The sequence below is a fragment of the Paractinoplanes atraurantiacus genome (assembly GCF_900215205.1).
Taxonomy (GTDB): domain Bacteria; phylum Actinomycetota; class Actinomycetes; order Mycobacteriales; family Micromonosporaceae; genus Actinoplanes; species Actinoplanes atraurantiacus.
On the sequence record NZ_OBDY01000053.1, the window covers coordinates 19,939 to 37,472 of the forward strand.

Below are 17,534 nucleotides of genomic sequence, written 5' to 3' on the forward strand. Positions count from 1 at the left end.
TCATGATTCTGGTTACCGGTGCTACCGGCACCACCGGCTCTCTGCTTGTCGACGAGCTGCTCGGGCGCGGCGTGGAAGTCACCGCGATCACCCGCGACCCGGCTCGGATCACGCCTCGGGCCGGGCTTACCGTCAGCACCTCGGTGGTGGCGGCGGACGCGCTCTATCTGCTCTCGCCGGCGGGCCCCGGCGTACCGGAGCATGACCTGGCGACTTTGCGGGCCGCTGCCGGCGCGGGGATACGGCGGGTGGTCAAGCTTTCGGCCATCGGGACGCCCGACGAAGTCGCGCCGGGAGGCTGGCATCAGGCCGGGGAGAAGGCCGTACGGGAGAGTAGGCTCGAGTGGACGATCCTGCGGCCCACGACGTTCGCCAGCAACTCACTGGGGTGGGCGGCCGACATCAGAGCGGGGCGGCCGATTCCCAACCTGTTCGGGGACGGGGCTCAGGGGATCGTCGATCCGGCCGACGTGGCCGCCGTGGCCGCGGAGGCCCTCACCTCCGGCGGGCACCATCAACGGACGTACACACTGACCGGTCCTGAGCTTTTGACCGTGCACGATCAAGTCGGCCGGCTGAGCGAGGTGCTCGGGCGCCCGCTCACCGTCGTCGACGTCGAGGCGAGCGTGGAGCATTTCCCGCCCGAGATAGCCGAGGTGGCGCTGGCGGGTGTCGCGCTGGTGCGGCGGGGCGGCAACGCGATCGTGACCGGTGACGTGCAGGAGGTGCTGGGGCGTAAGGCCGGCAGCTACGAAGCCTGGGCCGAGAACAACCGCAACGCATTCATGCCCGAATGAAGCCGACCCGTCTCTTGGGTCCCGCGAAAACCCGGTGGGCCCTTCGAGGGTCGTGGCTTGGTGAGAGGGACCGGCTCCTCAGCGTGCGAGCGGGTGACCGGTCAGGTGGGGACGACGCGGCCCGAGTGGAGGCGGATGACCTGACCGGCTATGTCGATGACGCGCTGGTCGTGGGTGGCGACCAGGACCAGGGTGCCGGTGGTGGCGGCCGTGGCCAGGGCGTCGAGGACCAGCTGGACGTGTTCGTCGTCCTGGTGCGCGGTGGGCTCGTCGAGGACGGCGACGGCCGGGCCGAGGATCAGGGCGCGGGCCAGGGCGGTGCGCTGCTGCTCGCCCAGGGAGGTGTCGCGGGCCGGGCGGTCGGCGATGGCGGACAGGCCGAGGCGGTCGAGCACTGCGGGGTCGGCCGCGGAGCGGCGCAGGCCCGCCGGGAGCAGGACGTTCTCGGCGACCGTCAGTGTGGGTTCGAGGGCCAGCCGCTGCGGGAGCAGGGAGACCGTGGCCCAGTCCGGTGACTGGGCGGGGCGGCCGGCGACCTGGACGCGGCCGCTGGTCGGGGTCATCACGCCGGCGATCAGGTGGCACAGCGTCGACTTGCCGGAGCCCGACCGGCCGGCCAGCACGGCCGTCGTCGCCGCGTCCAAGGTCAGGTCGACGCCGTCGAGGACGCGCGTGCCGCCGCGGGAGTGGCTCACCTCGTGCACTTCGATCAAAGGCACGATCAGGCTCTTTCCGTACGGGGGTGAAGCTCCACGTGGCCGTCGACCAGGGAGACGATGACCCTTCCGTCGGGAAACAACGGCAGGACCTCCTCGGGGAGCTGGATCCGGCCGAGGCCGTCGATGGTGGCGGTGTGGTCCTCGCCGGCGCTGTGCTCGCCGGAGAGCACGCCGTGGCGCAGGCGCAGCACGGTGTCGGCGGCGGCGATGGCCCGCGCGTCGTGGGTGGCCAGGACGACGGCGCTGCCCTGGTCGGCGCGGGCCCGCAGCAGGCTCAGGACGAGGGCGGCCGAGTCGTCGTCGAGCTCGGCGGTGGGCTCGTCGGCGACGAGCAGGGCGGGCGGGCCAACGGCGGCGACGACGACCGCGAGGCGTTGTTGTTCGCCGCCGGAGAGGACGGCCGGGTGTGCCGTGGCCCGCTCGGCCAGGGAGACCTCGGCCAGGGCGGCGTCGATGTCGACCTCGACGCCGCGCAGTTGCGCCATCTGAGCGATCTGGCCGCGGGCGTCCAGTTGCGGGAAGAGGCTGTGGGTGGGGCGCTGGGCCACCCAGCCGATCTCGCGGCGGCGCAGCCGGTGCAGGTCGCGGCGCGACAGCCCGGCGACGAGGCGGCCGCGGTGCCGCAGCTCTCCCCCGGCCGGCCGCTCCCGCAGGGCGAGCACGGCCAGCAGTGTGGACTTGCCGCTGCCGGAGGGGCCGGTGATGGCGCTGATCCGCCCACCGGTCACGCTCACGTCGACCCCGCGCAGCGCCTGGGTGGCCCCGGTCGGCGCGGCGTACAGCTGAAGGAGTTCGTGGCCTTCGAGAAGAGAATCGCCGGCTTGCGAGGGCGCGCCACTCTGCCGGAACGCGTCGCCGCGCGGGGAAGCGCCGGCTGCGGCCGGAGGCGGGTCAGTCGTCACGGTAGGCGTCCTCCTCCGTGTGAGGCGAGCGCGCGCTGCTCACCCAGATGGCAAGAATGGAGGCGACGACGGCCGCCGATGCGGTGATGAGAAGGGCTGATGCGGGGATCTGGAAAGCGAAGCGCGGCAGCAAGCCAGGCTGATCGTCGAGCAGGCGGGGACCCAGGCGGGCCAGAGCGGCCACCCCGGCCACGGCGGCGGCCAGGGCCACCGCCGTCAGCAGCACGAATTCGAGGGCGCGGGCCCGCCGCACCCGGGCCGCGCCCAGGCCGACGCGGGCCAGCATGAGGTCGGCCGGGCGACGCAGCGTGGCCGTGCGCTGGGCGTAGATGCAGAGCGTCAGCACGGCCAGCAACGCCAGGTAGCCGGCGACGGCGAGCTGATAGCCGCGGGCGCGGGAGGAGGCGACGTACGCGGCGTCCTGGCGCAGTTTGGCCGCGCCGTCGATGCGGGCCGGCTGGACCTGGACCGGCGCGATGACGGCCTGGATGCCGGGCGCGCCGGTGGCGTAGAGGTACGCCTGGGGGAAGAGCACGTTGGCCTGACGGTTCCGGGGTTTGAGGCGGGGGTCGTCGATGCCGAGGCTGCCGAGGATCGGGTCGTGCGCGACGACGTACATCGGACGGCCCTCCATCCCGGGGAAGGCGGGCACCCGGGCCGCGATCGTCAGGTCGCCCACGGCGTACCCGATGTTGATCCGCACCGAGTCGATCTGGTCGGTGGCCGGGTCGCCGACGGCGATGGCGCGCGGGTGCCCGATCTCGTCGGCCGGCGCCGCCTCGAGAACAGCCAGCGCCTTGCGGGCCGCGGCCAGGTCGGGGCCGCTCCCCCACAGCGCCACGTCGCGGAACCGCGCCGGGTCGACGATCAGCAGGTCCTTCTGGGTGGAGTCGACCGGCGTCTCGACGTCGGTGCGCCACACGACCGCGCTGCCCGGCGGCAGCACCGGCGAGTGCACGCCCGGCACCGGCCCTTCCGGCGGCGGCTTGGTGGGATCTTCGGCCGGCACCGGGGTCGCCGTCGGGTCGATCTCCCAGGAGCCTTCGAGGGTGGCCACGGCCTCGGCGCCGGCCGCCACGGCGACCCGGTCGTCCGCCGCGACCTGCGTCGAGTCGACGGCGGCGAGCGCGAACAGCAGCATGCCGAGCCCGGCCGTCATGACGAGAACAGCGAGTCGCCGCTCGGCGCCGGCCTCCCCCAGCCGCCGCCGCGCGAGCCACAGCACACCGCGACCCGGCGACGAGGGCAGACCCCGGACCGGCCCATTCCGGCCGCGGCCCGATGAAACGGGCCTGCCGGCCGCCGATAGGGGTGTATCGGCCGGGCCGGCCGGTGAAACCGGCACACCAGCCCGACCAGGCCGGGAAGCGGGCCGAACGGCCGGTCCAGCGCCGGCGACGGGCGTGGATCGGCGGCTCGCGCCGTCGGCCGGCGAGGTGGACAGGTGGGATCTGCCGGCGAGCAGGCCCGGGAGCCAGCCGGCGATGCCGCCGATGGCTACCAGGACGAGCAGAGGGACGAGGAGGTCGACGCCGCCGGCGGCGTCGCTCGCGCCGGCCAGGCCGCCGGCGGCGGTCAGGGCCACGAGCACCAGCATGGTCGTCCACGGCAGCTTGCGGCGCACGGCGACCGGTGGCGCCGGCCGGACGCGCCTCGACGCCGACGCCGCGCCCACCCCGGCCACCGCGACCACGCCCACGAGGACCGCCGTCGCCGACGATGTGGCCGCCGGGCCGTACGACTCGGCGAGCGCACCGGGCGGGCCCAGGCGGGCGACGAGCTGCCAGGCCGCCAGCCAGCCCAGCGCCACCCCGAGCGCCGCCGGGAGCAGGTGTTCGAGCAGCCACAACCCGCCGACGCGGGCCGGGGCGATGCCCACCGCGACCGCGTGGCGGATCTCCCGATCGCGGCGGCGGGCGCTGAGCAGGGCCACGGCCAGCACCGAGGCCAGGCCGACGGCGATCGCCGACCACTCGACCGGCCGGGTGCGCTGCTCGACCGCGCCCGACGTGGCTCGGGCGTCGGTGACGAGCTGGCTGATGCCGCTGGCGAACCGCATGCTGCGCGGGCTGTCCTGCCCGAACTCGAGCCCGCTGGCGTAGCCCCGCCGCAGCCACTCCACCTCGTTGGCCGTGCGCTGCGCCTCGGCCAGGGTGACGCCGGGGGTCAGGGCCGCCTCGGCCGCCCAGAAGATCTCGTCGTCGACCTCGCGCGCCAGCTTCTCGATGGTCGGCACGTCGCCGATCAGCAGATAGGACGGCAGGGTCTCGTACTCGGTGTCGGGCGGGGTGTCGCCCTGGCGCAGCGGCCAGGACGGCCCGGCCGGGAGCCGCCCGCCGGCGTCGACCGCGTAAACACCGTCGACGCGAGCCGTAGCACTGCGTGAGCGACCGGCAGTACCCACAGTGACTTTCACGGTGATCGTTTCGCCGGGCTTCACGCCGAGTGACGACGCCATCGGCTGCGGGATCCACAAACCGCCCTGCCCGTGCGCGGTGCCGTCGAGCTCGGCGGCGGGCGAGCTCACGGCGAAGAGGCGACCGCGCTCCGAGACGCCCCCGAACGACGCCGTGGAGCCCCAGAACGTCGGCGCGATCAACTCCGCCCCGATCGATCCACCGGTCAGGTCGGGCGGGGTCAGGTGCGGGATCCGCCGGAGATCGTCCAGCACCTGTTGATGATCGGCACTGGCCCGGCCCACCGGCGCCGACAACCGGACGACCGCCGCGTCCGTCTGCCGCGCCGTGGACGACACGGCGTCGCGCCCGACCTGGAAAGCGGCGTTGTCCGACGCTTCCGCGAAGAAAGGCCCGGCCGCCCCCGCGGCGCCGAGCACGAGAAAGGCGGCCGTGATCAACAGCGACCACGCCCGTTGCCGCACCCCTCCGAGAAGGGCCGCCCCCGTCAAACGATCCATGTTCACGTTAACCATTCGGCCGATCGGACGATTGGTGTCGATCTCTCAACCTGCTTACGGTCCGCAGCGTACTCGTATCCGGACCGCGCTCGGACCCCGAGCCGGCCCCGTCTGGGCCGATGGCCGGCCGTCCCACGGCATCGGCAAAGGCTTCGCACCGCCACGCCCGTGGCGGCGTGGCGTCACGCCCGAAGGAACGAGGCACCAATGACAGCCACCGTCAAAATGCTCGTCCGCGCCGGGGCCGTAATGCTCCTCGGCGCGGGCCTCGGCTTGGCCGGGGCATCGTCGTCACAGGCGGGCGGCAAGCCCACCATCAGCAAGGAGGCGTTCGGCAGCGTCGGCGGTAAAGCCGTCGACCGCTACACGCTGACGAACGGCGCTTTCCGGGTACGCATCCTCACGTACGGCGGAATCCTGCAGACCGTGGAGACACCGGACCGCCACGGCAAGCTGACCAACGTCACGCTGGGATTCAAGACGCTTGACGAGTACGTGACCTCGAAGAACCCGGCGTACTTCGGCGCTCTGATCGGCCGTTACGGCAACCGGATCGCCAAGGGCCAGTTCACGTTGGACGGCAAGACGTACCAGCTCGCGATCAACAACGATCCGAACAGCCTGCACGGCGGCAACGTCGGCTTCGACAAGCGCGTCTGGAGCGCCACCCCCGTCAAGGGCGGAAACTCCGTCGGCCTGCGCCTGACCTACGTCAGCCCGAACGGCGAGGAGAACTACCCCGGGACCCTGCGCACCACCGTCACGTACACGATCACCCGTGACCGGGGCATCCGGATGGACTACCAGGCGACCACCGACAAGGCCACTGTCGTCAACCTGACCAACCACGCCTACTGGAACCTCGGTGGCGAGGGCACCGGCACCATCGACGACCACAAGCTGCAGCTCAACGCGTCGCGTTACACGCCGGTCGACGCGACGCTGATCCCCACCGGCCAGCTGGCCCCGGTGGCCGGCACGCCGATGGACTTCCGCAAGCCGACGGCGATCGGCGCGCGCAACCGCAGCAACTTCCAGCAGATCGTGTACGGCCGCGGGTACGACCACAACTGGGTCCTCGACCGGCACGACAAGTCGTACCGCAAGCTGGAGACCGCGGCCAAGGTCAGCGACGCCGCGAGCGGCCGCACGCTGACGATCGCCACCACCGAGCCGGGCATCCAGTTCTACGGCGGCAACTTCCTGGACGGCACGCTCTACGGGACGAGCGGCCGGTCGTACCGCCAGGGTGACGGCCTCGCGCTGGAGACGCAGCACTTCCCCGACTCGCCCAACCACGCGAACTTCCCGTCGACCGTCCTGCGCCCCGGCCAGGTCCTCAAGTCGACCACGATCTACCAGTTCGGCACTTCCCGATAGCACCCGATCCGCCCGTGCCCGGGCTCCGGGCACGGGCTTGGAGGCTGACATGTCCAAGATTCATCCAAAGGTCGAGGAGGCCGTCGAGACCCTGGACCTCCCCTCGGCGACGCGCCGCCGCCTGCTGCAGGGCTCCGGGTTGTTCGGCGCGTCGCTCGCCGCCGGTGCGCTGCTCAGCGCGTGCAGCGACGACAAGGCCGCGGCCTCCGGCGCCATCGGCAACTTCCCCGAGACACCCAAATGGAAATTTACTTTCGTCAATCACGTGACCACCAACCCCTTCTTCACCCCGACGCAGTACGGGATGGAGGACGCGGCCACGCTCCTCGGTCTTGAAAAACCACAGTGGACCGGATCGCAGAACTCGATCGTGGCCGAGATGGTGAACGCGACGAACACCGCGATCAGCGCCAAGGTCGACGGCCTGGCGATAGCCGTCGTCGACAAGGACGCGTTCAACGCGCCGGTGAACCAGGCCCTCGACGCGGGCATTCCGGTCGTGTCCTACAACGCCGACGGAGCGCGCGGCGACCCGGGCACGAACCGTCTCGCGTACATCGGCCAAGGTCTTTACGAATCGGGTTATGCGCTGGGCCAGCGGGCACTGGAGACGGTCACCTCGGGCGACGTGGTGGCGTTCATCGCCACGCCCGGCGCGCTCAACATCCAGCCGCGCATCGACGGATGCCAACAGGCCTTCAAGGACTCCGGCAAGGCGATCACCTTCACCTCGGTGGCCACCAACGCCGACGTCACCAAAGGCCTTTCGATCATTGACGCGTACGCCGTGGGACACCCCAACCTCAGCGGCATGCTCGCCGTGGACGCGGGTTCCACGTCAGCCGCCGGGCAGGTCGCGAAGAAATACAACATGCGGTCGAAGGGCCTCAAGGTCGCCGGCGGGTTCGACCTGATTCCGGAGACGCTGACCGGCATCGCGGAGGGCAGCCTCGATTACACGATCGACCAGCAGCCGTACCTCCAAGGCTTTTTGCCGGTCCTCTATCTCTATTTCTTCAAGATCTCCGGCGGATTGATGTCACCGAGCGAGACGAACACCGGTCTGCTGTTCGTCACAAAGGACAACGTCGGTCCCTATCAGACGACCAAGTCGAGGTACGAGGGTTCGACCACCGACAAGGTTCTCGTGCCGCGGTCCGGGCCGATCGCGCATGGCTAGATTCGCCGACGCTTTCCTGCGCCGCCGCGAGGCGAGCGTGCTGCTGGTCGCCCTGGGGTTGATGGTCTACTTCCGGGCGGTCAGCGACGTCTTCCTGACCAAGGACAACCTGATCAACATCGCCCAGGCAACGGCGCCCACCGCGATCGTCGCGGTGGGCATCGTCCTGCTGCTGGTCAGCGGCGAGATCGACCTGTCGGTGGGCATCGTGGCGGCGTTCGCCCCGTTCCTGCTGCACTTCGCGATCGACTTCTACAACGTGCCGGCGCTGCTGGCGTTCGTGATCGCGCTGGCCATCGCGGCGTTCATCGGGCTGATCAACGGCTTGATCGTCACGAAGCTGCACGTGGCGTCGTTCGTCGTGACGCTCGGCACGTTCTTCGCGGTGCAGGGCCTGCTGCTGATCACGTCACACGCGTACCCCGTGCCCATTCCCGAGTCCATGAAGGGCCGCTTCCAGACGTGGATCGGCGCCGGCCCGTGGGCGTCGATCATCTGGGCGCTGATCATCGTGGCGATCTTCCACGTGGTTCTCACCCGTACGCGCTGGGGCCTGCACACGATCTCGGTCGGCGGCAACCCGGTCGGCGCCACCGAGGCCGGCATCCGCGCCTCCCGCATCAAAATCGGCAACTTCATGATCACCAGCGCGCTGGGCGGCCTGGTCGGCATCATGGAGGCGGCCCGCATCAACACGATCGACCCCAACATCGGCGGCGGCACCACCCTGACCTTCTACGCCATCTCGGCCGCGGTCATCGGCGGCACGGCCCTGGCCGGCGGCTCGGGCACGGTAGCCGGCGCCTTCCTGGGCGCCCTGGTGCTGGCCGAGCTCCAGAACGGCTTCAACCTGATCGGCTACAGCGCCAACACCATCTACCTGATCCTGGGCCTGGCCATCCTCGCCTCGATGATCGCCAACCAGTACCTGTCCCGGCTGCGGCGAGCGGGGAGAACATGACCACGACAGCCCTGCAAGTCAACGGCATCGCCAAGCGCTTCGGCGCCCTGACCGCCCTGCGAGACGTCACCTTGCACGTCGACAAGGGCGAGGTGCTGGGCCTGATCGGCGACAACGGCGCCGGCAAGTCCACCCTGATCAAAATCCTCTGCGGATACCACCGCCCCGACGCCGGCGACATCATCGTCGACGGCACCCCGGTCGTGCTGCGCTCGGTGGACCACGCCCGGTCCCTGGGCATCGACACGGTCTACCAGGACCTGGCCCTGATCAACGAACTGTCGGTCTACCACAACATGTTCCTCAACCGGGAGCTGATCCGCTGGCCGCTGCTGAGCAACCGCGTCATGCGCCGCCGGGCGGCGGAACACCTGAAGGACATGGGTGTGAACATCCCCGACGTCACGGTGGAGGTGGCCAAGCTGTCGGGAGGCCAGCGCCAGGCCATCGCCGTGGCCCGCTCGGTCTATTCCGACGCCCGGGTCCTGCTGCTGGACGAGCCACTGGCCGCGATGGGCGCCAAGGAGGGCGCCCTGATCCTCGACCTGATCCGCGACCTGAAACGCCGGGGCTCGGTCTCGGTCATCATCATCGCCCACAACTACGCCCAGGTCCTCGACGTCTGCGACCGGGTCAACCTCCTCCAGCACGGCCGCATCACGTTCGACAAACGAGCCACCGACACATCATTGGAGGAACTGACCGAACTCGTCGTCGCCGAATACCGCCGCCCCCGCTAACGTCGGGGCATGGGGGATGCTGGGGATGTGCCGCCCGAGATTCTGGGGAGGCTGCGGTCGATCTGCCGGGGGCTGCCCGAGGCGTACGAGGAACCGGCGTGGATCGGGGTCCGGTGGCGGATTCGGCAGCGGACCGTCGCGCACGTCTACGAGCCTGACGTCCAGCGGTCTCCGGGCTACGCGCCGCATCTGGCCGGGGTCCGGGAACCGGTTGTCATGACGTTCCGGGTGCCGCTCGAAGATCTGCACGGGCTGATCGCGGGCGGCTTCCCGTTCTTCCGGGCGCTGTGGGGGCACAACGTCGCGGCTGTGGTGCTCGGTGGGCATACCGACTGGGCCGAGATCGCCGAGCTGGTCACCGACAGCTATCGCGAGATGGCCCCCAAATTCCTGGCCGCCCGGATCAGGTGAGCTCGAGAATTCCGTACCCGAAACCCTGAATCCGGTCTTTCTCGACGCCTTGGCCGAGGAGCAACTCGGCCGGCGGCATCTTCCACGAGGCGGGCTCGCGGCGCGGGTTCACGACTACCAGGTGGGTGCCGCCTCGGACGTACGCCAAAGGGTACGTGCCGTTGAGGACCTCGGCGGTGGCGCGGGAACGCAAGGCCGGCGTCTTTCTGCGCACGGCGATCAGGTCGCGCACCAGGGCCAATGTGTCGTTCTCATCGGCGACCGTCGGGCGCTGCGGGTCGGGGTCGATCGGCAAGTAGAGCTTCGACGGATCGGCGGTGGAGAAACCGGCGTTCGGGGTGTCGTCCCATTGCATGGGGGTGCGGCAGCCGGCGCGGTTGTACAGCGGGTTGCAAACGGCGCCCTCGACGTCGGGCATGTCCGGGAGGTAGCGCATGCCGATCTCGTCGCCGTAATAGAGGCACGGGATGTTGCCCCATGTGAACAGGAACGTCAGGGCGGCGCCCAACTGCTCTGCGGTGCGCGGGCCGCAACACAAGCGGTCGAAGTCGTGGTCGGCGGTGCTCATGATGATCGGGCGCTGCGGATCGGTTTCGCGCGCGGCGTTCCAGGCCGACAGGAAAGTGCCGGTGCTGCCCTTGCCCTCGGCGTCGAAGAACGGGGCGCGCGGAGGCTGGAAAGGCAGAATCCCCGCGGCCTGGTTGTCGAAAAGGCTGGCGTGCTCCTCCTTGATCACCAGGAAGAAGTCAGCGTCGAAGGCCAATTGCTTTCCCGTACGGGGTTCCACACCCTCCGGGATCAGAATGGCGTCCGTATATTCGGCGGCCATCCAATCCTTGATCTCGCGCCAGATGTCGGTGGACGCCTTCACCCCCTCGGCGATCTTGTAGTCCTTGACCAGGGAGAAGGCCATGTCGACGCGGAAACCGGAGACGCCCTTGGCCAGCCAGAACTCGATGATGTCGCGCAGCGCCCGCCGGTTGCGCAGCGGGCCGGGCCCGTCGACCGGGTCGCCGCCGTCGCCGTTGATCCAGCCGAAGTTGAGGGCCGGCTGCTCGTCGTAGAAGTTCTTCAGATACCAGCCGGGACGCGGGCCGGGCGACGGCACCCAGGCCGGGATGCCCGGGATGTCGACGGTCCAGCCCTCGGCCGGCGGCTCGGTCCGCCAGATGTAACGGTCGCCCTCGGGGTCGGGGCCGTCGGCGGCGAGCTCCCGCTGGAACCACGGGTGCTCGATCGACGTGTGGCCGGCGACCAGGTCGAGGATGATCCGGATGTTGCGCCGTCCGGCCTCCCGGACCAGCTCGGCCATGTCGTCGTTGGTGCCGTAGCGGGGCGCGACGCGCAGATAGTCGGCGACGTCGTAGCCGGCGTCGACGAACGGCGACGCGAAGCACGGGTTGAACCAGATGGCGTCCACACCGAGCGACGCGATGTGGTCGAGCTTGCCGATCACGCCGCGCAGGTCGCCGACCCCGTCACCGTTCGAGTCGGCGAACGACTGCGGGTAGATCTCGTACAGGACGGCGTCGGCCAGCCAGTTCTCGCGCATCCCGCCAGGCTATGCCAGCCCTCCCGCGCCCGCCCGCGGTTGTGCCCAGCTCTCTCGCACGCCCGCCCGCGGTTGTGCCCAGCTTTCTCGCACGCCCACGGATGTGCCCAGCCTCGCGCGGCCGCCCCCGCTCGGTCAGCGCTTGCGGGCGACGCCTCCGAAGTGCGGCACCGGCTCGGCGTCGGCGTCCGGGTGCCACAACGAGCAGCTGACCACGCCGGGCTCGACGAGCTCCAGATCGCCGAAGAGGGCGCGCACCTGCTCGGCGCTGCGCAGCACCATCGTGGCGGCCGGGCCCTCGTTCCAGAAGCGCAGCGCCTCCTCCATGGTCTCCCCGTTGATCTCGTTGGTCGGGTGTGAGATCGCCAGGTAGCTGCCGGACGGCACCGCGCCGACCAGCCGGGCCACGAGCGCGGCCGCCTGGTCGTCGTCCGGGATGAAGTTCAGGATGCCCAGCATCGTGATCGCCACCGGCTGCTCGAGGTCGAGCGTCCGACGGGCTCCCGCGATGATCGCGTCCGGCTCCCGCAGGTCGGCCTGAAGGTAGTCGGTGCTCCCCCGCGGATCGCTGGTCAGCAGCACCTGGGCGTGCGCGAGCACGAGCGGGTCGTTGTCCACGTACACGATGCGGCTCTCCGGAGCGACCCGCTGCGCGACCTCATGCGTGTTCTCGGCGGTCGGGATTCCCGTCCCGACATCGAGGAACTGCCGAACACCGGCCTCACCGGCCAGCCACCGCACGACGCGCCCGAGATAGGCCCGATCGGCCCGCGCCGACGCCACCATCTCCGGCACCATGGCCAGGATCTGGTCGGCCACCGCCCGATCGGCCGCGAAGTTGTCCTTGCCACCCAGCCAGTAGTTCCAGAGCCGCGCCGAGTGCGGCACACCGGTGTCGAGCTTCCCCGCTCCATCCACATTGGACATACCGGCCAGGGTAGCCCACCCCGGTCACCCTCGGTAGCCTCGGCCCGTGCCCGACGACCACGAACAGTACGCGCGCTACCGCCAGGACCGATCCGTGCTGGCGGAGATCGGCACCCACCTGAACCCCCAGGTCGGCCGGATCACCGTGCGGCTCCCCCGCGCCCTGGCCGAGGCCGCGGTCGCGGCGTGGAACCGCGACGAACTCGCCCCGATCGGCGAGGAGAGCCCCGCCCAGTACGAGGCCCGCGAGGCCGCCGCCGACCTGGCCCTGATCGGCCTGGCCCTCAGCGACCGCGGCGTCCCCGACGGGGACGAGGTGTCCGTCGACCTGGACGTCACCCAGGTCGCGGCGGCGCTACGAGCCGCATGGTGACCGGCGATGATCGTCGGATGCGTGAGCTGACCTATCTGAACGGCCGGTGGTGGGATTGGCAGGTCGACCAGTGGGACACGTCCGTCCTGCGCCTCAGAGCGGACAACGACCTCACCTACCACCACAGCGTCGAGGTGACCTTCACCGAGGTCGTCTGGGCGTCCAGCGCGGACCTCTTCCACCATCCGGTCTTCCGGGCTCCGACCCCGGCCGAACTCGCATTCGCGCAGCAGGTGGTGAACGACGACGGCTATCGCGTGTTCACCTGGGACGCCGAGACGGCCGCGGCAACAGTGCCGATGATGGTCATCGCCCAGTCCGTTCGCGTCACTGAGGGCATCGTCCGCCATTGAATCCGGTTCGGTCGACCTTCGATGATTGATCCCCCGCTCAGCGAGGGTCGGAGGCGTCTGAGGGCTGCGCCCCCGTCGCACCGGAGAGGACCGTCTCGGGAAACCTGTCGTGCATGATCTGCCAGAGGTCGGGATAGCCGATCGGTTTGGCGGCGACCTCGGCCCTGATCGGCTCGCTGCATTCGAGCATCCGCACGCAGAAGGCGGTCCACTCCTCCTGGGAGCGAGTCTGCGGCATGGTCTTGTGCAGGAAGACGCCGATGGTGAGCACGTCCGTGTACATCGCCGCCAGCATCCGGAGCTTGGCCTGCTCCTGAGGGTTCAGATCTCCGGGCGCGGCACCGCCCGCATGGAAGAACGGCAGGAGGCGCGGCTCGTCGAGCAGGCGCCCCTGCACGTCGTGCAACCAGTTGAAGAGCTGCTGCATGGTGCCGGCGCCGGCCGTCGCGTTCTGCAGCGCCGTCTGGCGTGACAGCAAGCGCGCTTGCCAACCGGAAAAGAGCAGGGAGATCGTGGCGACCAGGACACCGATGGTGGCGAGTGCGGTGGTCAATGGACTCCTCCTCGGGATGTCCATGCTGTCACCGCCACACAACCTGGTGCGGGTCCGCGCGCACGACGCCGTGCCGGTTCGGGTGATATGGGACGAAGCGTGCGAACGCGCTATAGGCGGCAGCTAAGGCGCTCGTCACAAGCAGTCGACCTACCGATGCGGTTACTTGATCCTTCAAGTCATGATCAACTCATGAGTATGCCGACGGTGCCCGAGGATCAGCGCTGGACCGGGTCGGCGGTGGTGCCGCCGGCACGGCCGCCCCGGCGTCATTGGCGATGGGTGCTGGGCATTGTCGCGGCGCTGGTTGTTGTCGCTGTGGGGCTTGGTGTCGCGTTTGTCCGCATGTCGCCGGCGGTGGCGGACGAGACGTACGTGGCTGGAATCGCCGTTGGTGGTCTTGATGACACTCAGCTGACGAGCAAGCTCGAGGGGGCCGTGCGGCAGAAGGTCGAGCGGCCGATCACCGTCGAGGCCGGGGACGAGCGGTTCGCGATCAATCCGGCCGAGGCCGGGATCAAGCTGGATGTGGCCGCCACCCGCAGCGACGTGGAGATGACCCGGCTGCGGCTGCCGGGCAGCAAGGCGCGGCACGACGTGACGCCGGTGATCACCGTTGACGAGGGGGCGGCCAAGAGCGCGCTCGACGCCAAGGTGAAGCCGTTCAACAAAGAACCCCGCGACGCCTCGGTCAAGCTGGCCTCGCCGCAGACGGTCATCGACGGCAAGGGCGACCTGTCGTACGAGGCCTCCACCAAGGGCGTGACCCTCGACAAGGGTGAGCCGGGGCGCGGGGTCGACACGAGCGATGCCGTGAAGCGGCTCGTCGACACGGTGCGTGATGGCGGGACGACGTTGAAACTGTCCGTGACCACGTTGAAGCCGGGCAACGTCAACCCCAAGCTCGCCGGGGTCGACCAGCTCATCGGCACCTTCACCACGTACCACCCGTGCTGTGCCCCTCGCGTCACCAACATCCACCGGATCGCCGAGCTGATCGACAACACCGTGGTGCCGGCCGGTGGGACCTTCTCGCTCAACGACGCGGCCGGCGAGCGTACGAAGGCCAACGGTTTCGTGGCCGCGCCCGCGATCGTCGACGGAGAGCTGGAGGACCAGCTCGGCGGCGGTGTCTCGCAGTTCTCGACGACGCTGTTCAACGCGGCCTGGTTCGCCGGGCTCGACATCGAGAAGCACCAGCCGCACTCGCTCTACATCAGCCGCTATCCCCCGGGCCGCGAGGCGACCCTGGACTGGCGCTCGATCGACAACAAGTTCAAGAACGACACGGACGCGCCGCTGGTCATCCGGGCCCGCACCACCGACACGTCGGTGACGGTCGGGATCTACGGGCACACCGGCGACCGGGAGGTCTCCTCGGTGACCGGGCCGCGCCGGCCCACCGGCGACGCGGGCGGTTTCCGGGTGTCGGTGACGCGCACGATCAACCAGGACGGATCGGTCAAGGGCAGGAACACGATCAGCTGGACGTACAAGGGCCTGGACTGACCGGTGGCCGAGTGGGTACAAATGGCCCGGTGAAGACGATGGCGCGCGCGGCGGTGGCCGGAGGTTTGGCACTCTGTCTGGTGGGGTGCAGCTCCAGCGAGCCGCCCACGCCCGCGCCCCGGGTGACCCAGACGACGACCCCGGTCCGCGAGACCGGGGTCACGCTGACCGCCACGCCGGTGCGCGGCGGCGACGGCCAGGCGCCCTTCGACCAGCAGCGCGAGCTCAAGGTGCCGGCGGGCTGGACGGTCAGCGTCTACGCCCGCGTCCCCAGCGCCCGTCTGCTGGCCTTCGCCCCGGACGGCAAGCTGCTCGTCTCCCGCCCCAAATACGGCGATGTCCTGGCCCTGGCCGGGGGCAAGCAGAGCACCCTGCTCAAGGGACTCAACCTGCCGCACGGCCTGGCCTTCAAGGGCGACACGCTGTACGTCGCCGAGGGCGACAAGGTCGATTCTTATGTGTACGCCGGAGGCCGCACCACCGGGAAGCAGATCGTGGCCGACGGCCTGCCCGATGCCAAGAGCCCCGAGCTGGGCGGCGCCTACGCCCACGCGCTGAAGAGCGTCGCCATCGGGCAGGACGGCGCGATCTACGTCTCGATCGGCTCCACCGGCAACGTCTCCGAGGAGGATCGCGACGCCAGCCCCGAGCGCGCGTCGATCCTGCGCATCCCGCCCGGCGGCGGCAAGCCGGCCATCTTCGCCCGCGGCGTCCGCAACGGCACCGGCCTGGCCGTCGCCCCCGACGGCTCGGTCTGGACTGCCGTGAACAACCGCGACAACATCGCCTACCCCTATGACGGCGAGGACAAAGGCAAGGTCATTACGTCGTACGTCAATGAGCACCCCCTGGAGCCACTGGCCAAGCTCACCCAGGGCCGCGAGCTGGGCTGGCCGTACTGCAATCCCGACCCCGACCTGAAGACCAACAGCTACGCGAACCGGCCGTTCGTGCGCGACATCCAGATGAACCCGGACGGCAGCAAACTCGACTGCGCCAAGCTGCAACCCGTCGAGCAGGGCATGGGCGCACACTCGGCTCCCCTGGGCCTGTCGTTCGGTGAGGCCGGCCCGCTCGGCGCGGGTGCGCTGGTCGGCATTCACGGCTCGTGGAACCGGCAGCCGCCGCGCGAGCCCGAGGTGTCGTTCTTCGCGTGGCGCGCCGGCACGCTCGGCCCGCAGCAGACGATCCTGACCGGCTTCCAGGACGGCGAGGGGTCACGCTGGGGACGCCCGGTCGCGGCCGTCGTCGGCCCGGACAAGGCGTTGTACGTCAGTGACGACAAGGCGGGCGCCATCTACCGCGTGACCATGTCCTGAGTTTGCCGTCATCCCGATCGGGCACCCGGAACCCCATGCGAGCTTTGGTTCTGGGTTGTTCCCTGAAGTCGTCCGGCAGCGAGTCGAGCAGTGAGCTGCTGGGCCGCGAGGTGCTGGCCGCGCTGGCCGACCACGACGTGGAGGGCGAGGTCCTGCGCGTCGCCGACCTGGGCGTCAAATTCGGCGTCAGCGCGGACGAAGGCGAGGGTGACGGCTGGCCCGGCGTACGGGAAAAGCTCCTGAACGCTCAGATCTTGATCCTGGCCACGCCGATCTGGATGGGTCAGCCGTCGAGCGTGGCCAAGATGGTGCTGGAGAGGCTGGACGCGGAGATCTCCGGGACTTCGATGTACGGGAAGGTGGCGGCCGTGGCGGTCGTCGGCAACGAGGACGGCGCCCATCATGTGGTGGCCGAGGTGCTGCAGGGCCTGAACGACGTCGGCTTCACGATCCCGGCCGGCGCGTCGACCTACTGGGTCGGCGAGGCCATGGGCAAGCTCGACTACAAGGACGCGGGCCCGAAGCCGGACACGACCGGCGCCGCCACGAAGTCGCTGGCCGCGAACGTGGCCCACGTCGCGCGCCTGCTCGCGGACTCACCGTTCCCGGCGTCCTAGTGTCGTGAGTCGTTAATGCGTGTGCAGTATCGCTTGATGGATTCGAGGATCTGGTCGGCGGTCTTGGTCCAGACGTAGGGCCGGGGGTCGTCGTTCCAGGTCTCGATCCAGGCGCGGATGTCTTTGTTGAGTTCGCGCACCGAGCGGTGGGTGCCGCGCTGCAGCTTTTTGGTGGTTAGTTCGCCGAACCAGCGTTCGACCAGGTTGAGCCAGGAAGAGCTCGTCGGGGTGAAGTGCAAAACGAAGCGTGGGTGGGCGGCCAGCCAGCGTTTGATCGCCGGGGTTTTGTGGGTGGACGCATTGTCCAGAACGACGTGCACGTCC

18 protein-coding genes are annotated in these 17,534 nt (G+C 69.8%); 11 read left to right on the plus strand and 7 right to left on the minus strand.

Annotation, left to right across the window (positions count from 1 at the left end; all coding sequences use genetic code 11):
* Nucleotides 1-2: 2 nt before the first annotated feature.
* Nucleotides 3-797, plus strand: coding sequence for an NAD(P)H-binding protein (locus tag CRP55_RS50220; protein WP_097329209.1), 795 nt, complete (start codon nucleotides 3-5; stop codon nucleotides 795-797).
* A gap of 101 nt (nucleotides 798-898) precedes the next feature.
* Here CRP55_RS50220 and CRP55_RS50225 read toward each other — a convergent pair whose 3' ends face one another.
* From CRP55_RS50225 to CRP55_RS50235, 3 genes are read right to left on the minus strand one after another with little or no spacing between them, the layout of a single operon-like run.
* Nucleotides 899-1,516, minus strand: a complete 618-nt coding sequence (locus CRP55_RS50225; RefSeq protein ID WP_179855708.1) for an ATP-binding cassette domain-containing protein — start codon at nucleotides 1,514-1,516, stop codon at nucleotides 899-901.
* A 2-nt stretch (nucleotides 1,517-1,518) separates the two neighbouring features.
* Nucleotides 1,519-2,418: an ABC transporter ATP-binding protein gene (locus CRP55_RS50230; RefSeq protein WP_097329211.1), complete on the minus strand. Its 900-nt coding sequence runs from the start codon at nucleotides 2,416-2,418 to the stop codon at nucleotides 1,519-1,521.
* Nucleotides 2,408-5,335: an FtsX-like permease family protein gene (locus CRP55_RS50235; protein WP_143235539.1), complete on the minus strand. Its 2,928-nt coding sequence runs from the start codon at nucleotides 5,333-5,335 to the stop codon at nucleotides 2,408-2,410. The genes CRP55_RS50230 and CRP55_RS50235 overlap by 11 nt, the downstream gene beginning before the upstream one ends.
* Before the next feature lie 207 nt (nucleotides 5,336-5,542).
* On the opposite strand from CRP55_RS50235, the gene CRP55_RS50240 reads away from it, so the two are divergent.
* From CRP55_RS50240 to CRP55_RS50260, 5 genes are read left to right on the plus strand one after another with little or no spacing between them, the layout of a single operon-like run.
* Nucleotides 5,543-6,715 carry an aldose epimerase family protein gene (locus CRP55_RS50240; protein ID WP_218855204.1) on the plus strand — a complete coding sequence of 391 codons (1,173 nt, stop codon included), beginning with the start codon at nucleotides 5,543-5,545 and terminating at the stop codon, nucleotides 6,713-6,715.
* Nucleotides 6,716-6,764: 49 nt separating this feature from the next.
* Entirely contained in the window at nucleotides 6,765-7,895 is a 1,131-nt protein-coding gene (locus tag CRP55_RS50245) for a sugar ABC transporter substrate-binding protein (protein ID WP_097329213.1), read from the plus strand.
* Complete coding sequence (locus tag CRP55_RS50250; protein WP_097329214.1) at nucleotides 7,888-8,856, plus strand: ABC transporter permease; 969 nt, start codon at nucleotides 7,888-7,890, stop codon at nucleotides 8,854-8,856. The genes CRP55_RS50245 and CRP55_RS50250 overlap by 8 nt, the downstream gene beginning before the upstream one ends.
* Nucleotides 8,853-9,596, plus strand: a complete 744-nt coding sequence (locus CRP55_RS50255) for an ATP-binding cassette domain-containing protein (RefSeq protein ID WP_097329215.1) — start codon at nucleotides 8,853-8,855, stop codon at nucleotides 9,594-9,596. The genes CRP55_RS50250 and CRP55_RS50255 overlap by 4 nt, the downstream gene beginning before the upstream one ends.
* 9 nt (nucleotides 9,597-9,605) lie before the next feature.
* Nucleotides 9,606-10,007 carry an MmcQ/YjbR family DNA-binding protein gene (locus CRP55_RS50260; protein WP_097329216.1) on the plus strand — a complete coding sequence of 134 codons (402 nt, stop codon included), beginning with the start codon at nucleotides 9,606-9,608 and terminating at the stop codon, nucleotides 10,005-10,007.
* On the opposite strand, the gene CRP55_RS50265 is transcribed toward CRP55_RS50260, so the two are convergent.
* Nucleotides 10,000-11,559, minus strand: a complete 1,560-nt coding sequence (locus tag CRP55_RS50265) for an alpha-amylase family glycosyl hydrolase (RefSeq protein ID WP_097329217.1) — start codon at nucleotides 11,557-11,559, stop codon at nucleotides 10,000-10,002. The genes CRP55_RS50260 and CRP55_RS50265 overlap by 8 nt on opposite strands.
* 135 nt (nucleotides 11,560-11,694) lie before the next feature.
* Nucleotides 11,695-12,486 (minus strand): SAM-dependent methyltransferase, encoded by a 792-nt coding sequence (locus tag CRP55_RS50270; RefSeq protein WP_097329218.1) that lies wholly within the window; start codon nucleotides 12,484-12,486, stop codon nucleotides 11,695-11,697.
* A gap of 46 nt (nucleotides 12,487-12,532) precedes the next feature.
* Here CRP55_RS50270 and CRP55_RS50275 point away from each other — a divergent pair, with 46 nt between their 5' ends.
* Nucleotides 12,533-12,859 carry a hypothetical protein gene (locus tag CRP55_RS50275; RefSeq protein ID WP_097329219.1) on the plus strand — a complete coding sequence of 109 codons (327 nt, stop codon included), beginning with the start codon at nucleotides 12,533-12,535 and terminating at the stop codon, nucleotides 12,857-12,859.
* A gap of 17 nt (nucleotides 12,860-12,876) precedes the next feature.
* On the plus strand, nucleotides 12,877-13,212 hold the full coding sequence (locus CRP55_RS50280; protein WP_097329220.1) for a hypothetical protein: 336 nt from the start codon (nucleotides 12,877-12,879) through the stop codon (nucleotides 13,210-13,212).
* A gap of 37 nt (nucleotides 13,213-13,249) precedes the next feature.
* On the opposite strand, the gene CRP55_RS50285 is transcribed toward CRP55_RS50280, so the two are convergent.
* Nucleotides 13,250-13,765, minus strand: a complete 516-nt coding sequence (locus CRP55_RS50285) for a hypothetical protein (RefSeq protein WP_097329221.1) — start codon at nucleotides 13,763-13,765, stop codon at nucleotides 13,250-13,252.
* 192 nt (nucleotides 13,766-13,957) lie between these two features.
* Here CRP55_RS50285 and CRP55_RS50290 point away from each other — a divergent pair, with 192 nt between their 5' ends.
* The 3 genes from CRP55_RS50290 to CRP55_RS50300 are packed head-to-tail and all read left to right on the plus strand — an operon-like array spanning nucleotide 13,958 to nucleotide 17,210.
* Nucleotides 13,958-15,274, plus strand: a complete 1,317-nt coding sequence (locus CRP55_RS50290; protein WP_143235541.1) for a VanW family protein — start codon at nucleotides 13,958-13,960, stop codon at nucleotides 15,272-15,274.
* Nucleotides 15,275-15,312: 38 nt separating this feature from the next.
* The gene (locus tag CRP55_RS50295) at nucleotides 15,313-16,593 is read left to right on the plus strand and encodes a PQQ-dependent sugar dehydrogenase (RefSeq protein ID WP_245924010.1); all 1,281 of its coding nucleotides are present in this window, start codon (nucleotides 15,313-15,315) and stop codon (nucleotides 16,591-16,593) included.
* Nucleotides 16,594-16,628: 35 nt separating this feature from the next.
* Nucleotides 16,629-17,210 (plus strand): flavodoxin family protein, encoded by a 582-nt coding sequence (locus CRP55_RS50300; protein WP_097329224.1) that lies wholly within the window; start codon nucleotides 16,629-16,631, stop codon nucleotides 17,208-17,210.
* Here the strand turns inward: CRP55_RS50300 and CRP55_RS50305 are convergent.
* Nucleotides 17,207-17,534: transposase (locus tag CRP55_RS50305; RefSeq protein ID WP_179855701.1), on the minus strand; the 328-nt coding region annotated here is incomplete at its 5' end. The genes CRP55_RS50300 and CRP55_RS50305 overlap by 4 nt on opposite strands.

What these genes read in the sequence shown, in the direction of transcription:
- CRP55_RS50265 (WP_097329217.1), bottom strand. Translation starts at nt 11,559, where the DNA reads ATGCGCGAGAACTGGCTGGCCGACGCCGTCCTGTACGAGATCTACCCG.
- CRP55_RS50270 (WP_097329218.1), bottom strand. Translation starts at nt 12,486, where the DNA reads ATGTCCAATGTGGATGGAGCGGGGAAGCTCGACACCGGTGTGCCGCAC.
- CRP55_RS50280 (WP_097329220.1), top strand. Translation starts at nt 12,877, where the DNA reads ATGCGTGAGCTGACCTATCTGAACGGCCGGTGGTGGGATTGGCAGGTC.
- CRP55_RS50240 (WP_218855204.1), top strand. Translation starts at nt 5,543, where the DNA reads ATGACAGCCACCGTCAAAATGCTCGTCCGCGCCGGGGCCGTAATGCTC.
- CRP55_RS50295 (WP_245924010.1), top strand. Translation starts at nt 15,313, where the DNA reads ATGGCGCGCGCGGCGGTGGCCGGAGGTTTGGCACTCTGTCTGGTGGGG.
- CRP55_RS50220 (WP_097329209.1), top strand. Translation starts at nt 3, where the DNA reads ATGATTCTGGTTACCGGTGCTACCGGCACCACCGGCTCTCTGCTTGTC.
- CRP55_RS50290 (WP_143235541.1), top strand. Translation starts at nt 13,958, where the DNA reads ATGAGTATGCCGACGGTGCCCGAGGATCAGCGCTGGACCGGGTCGGCG.
- CRP55_RS50235 (WP_143235539.1), bottom strand. Translation starts at nt 5,335, where the DNA reads ATGGATCGTTTGACGGGGGCGGCCCTTCTCGGAGGGGTGCGGCAACGG.
- CRP55_RS50250 (WP_097329214.1), top strand. Translation starts at nt 7,888, where the DNA reads ATGGCTAGATTCGCCGACGCTTTCCTGCGCCGCCGCGAGGCGAGCGTG.
- CRP55_RS50260 (WP_097329216.1), top strand. Translation starts at nt 9,606, where the DNA reads ATGGGGGATGCTGGGGATGTGCCGCCCGAGATTCTGGGGAGGCTGCGG.
- CRP55_RS50255 (WP_097329215.1), top strand. Translation starts at nt 8,853, where the DNA reads ATGACCACGACAGCCCTGCAAGTCAACGGCATCGCCAAGCGCTTCGGC.
- CRP55_RS50300 (WP_097329224.1), top strand. Translation starts at nt 16,629, where the DNA reads ATGCGAGCTTTGGTTCTGGGTTGTTCCCTGAAGTCGTCCGGCAGCGAG.
- CRP55_RS50245 (WP_097329213.1), top strand. Translation starts at nt 6,765, where the DNA reads ATGTCCAAGATTCATCCAAAGGTCGAGGAGGCCGTCGAGACCCTGGAC.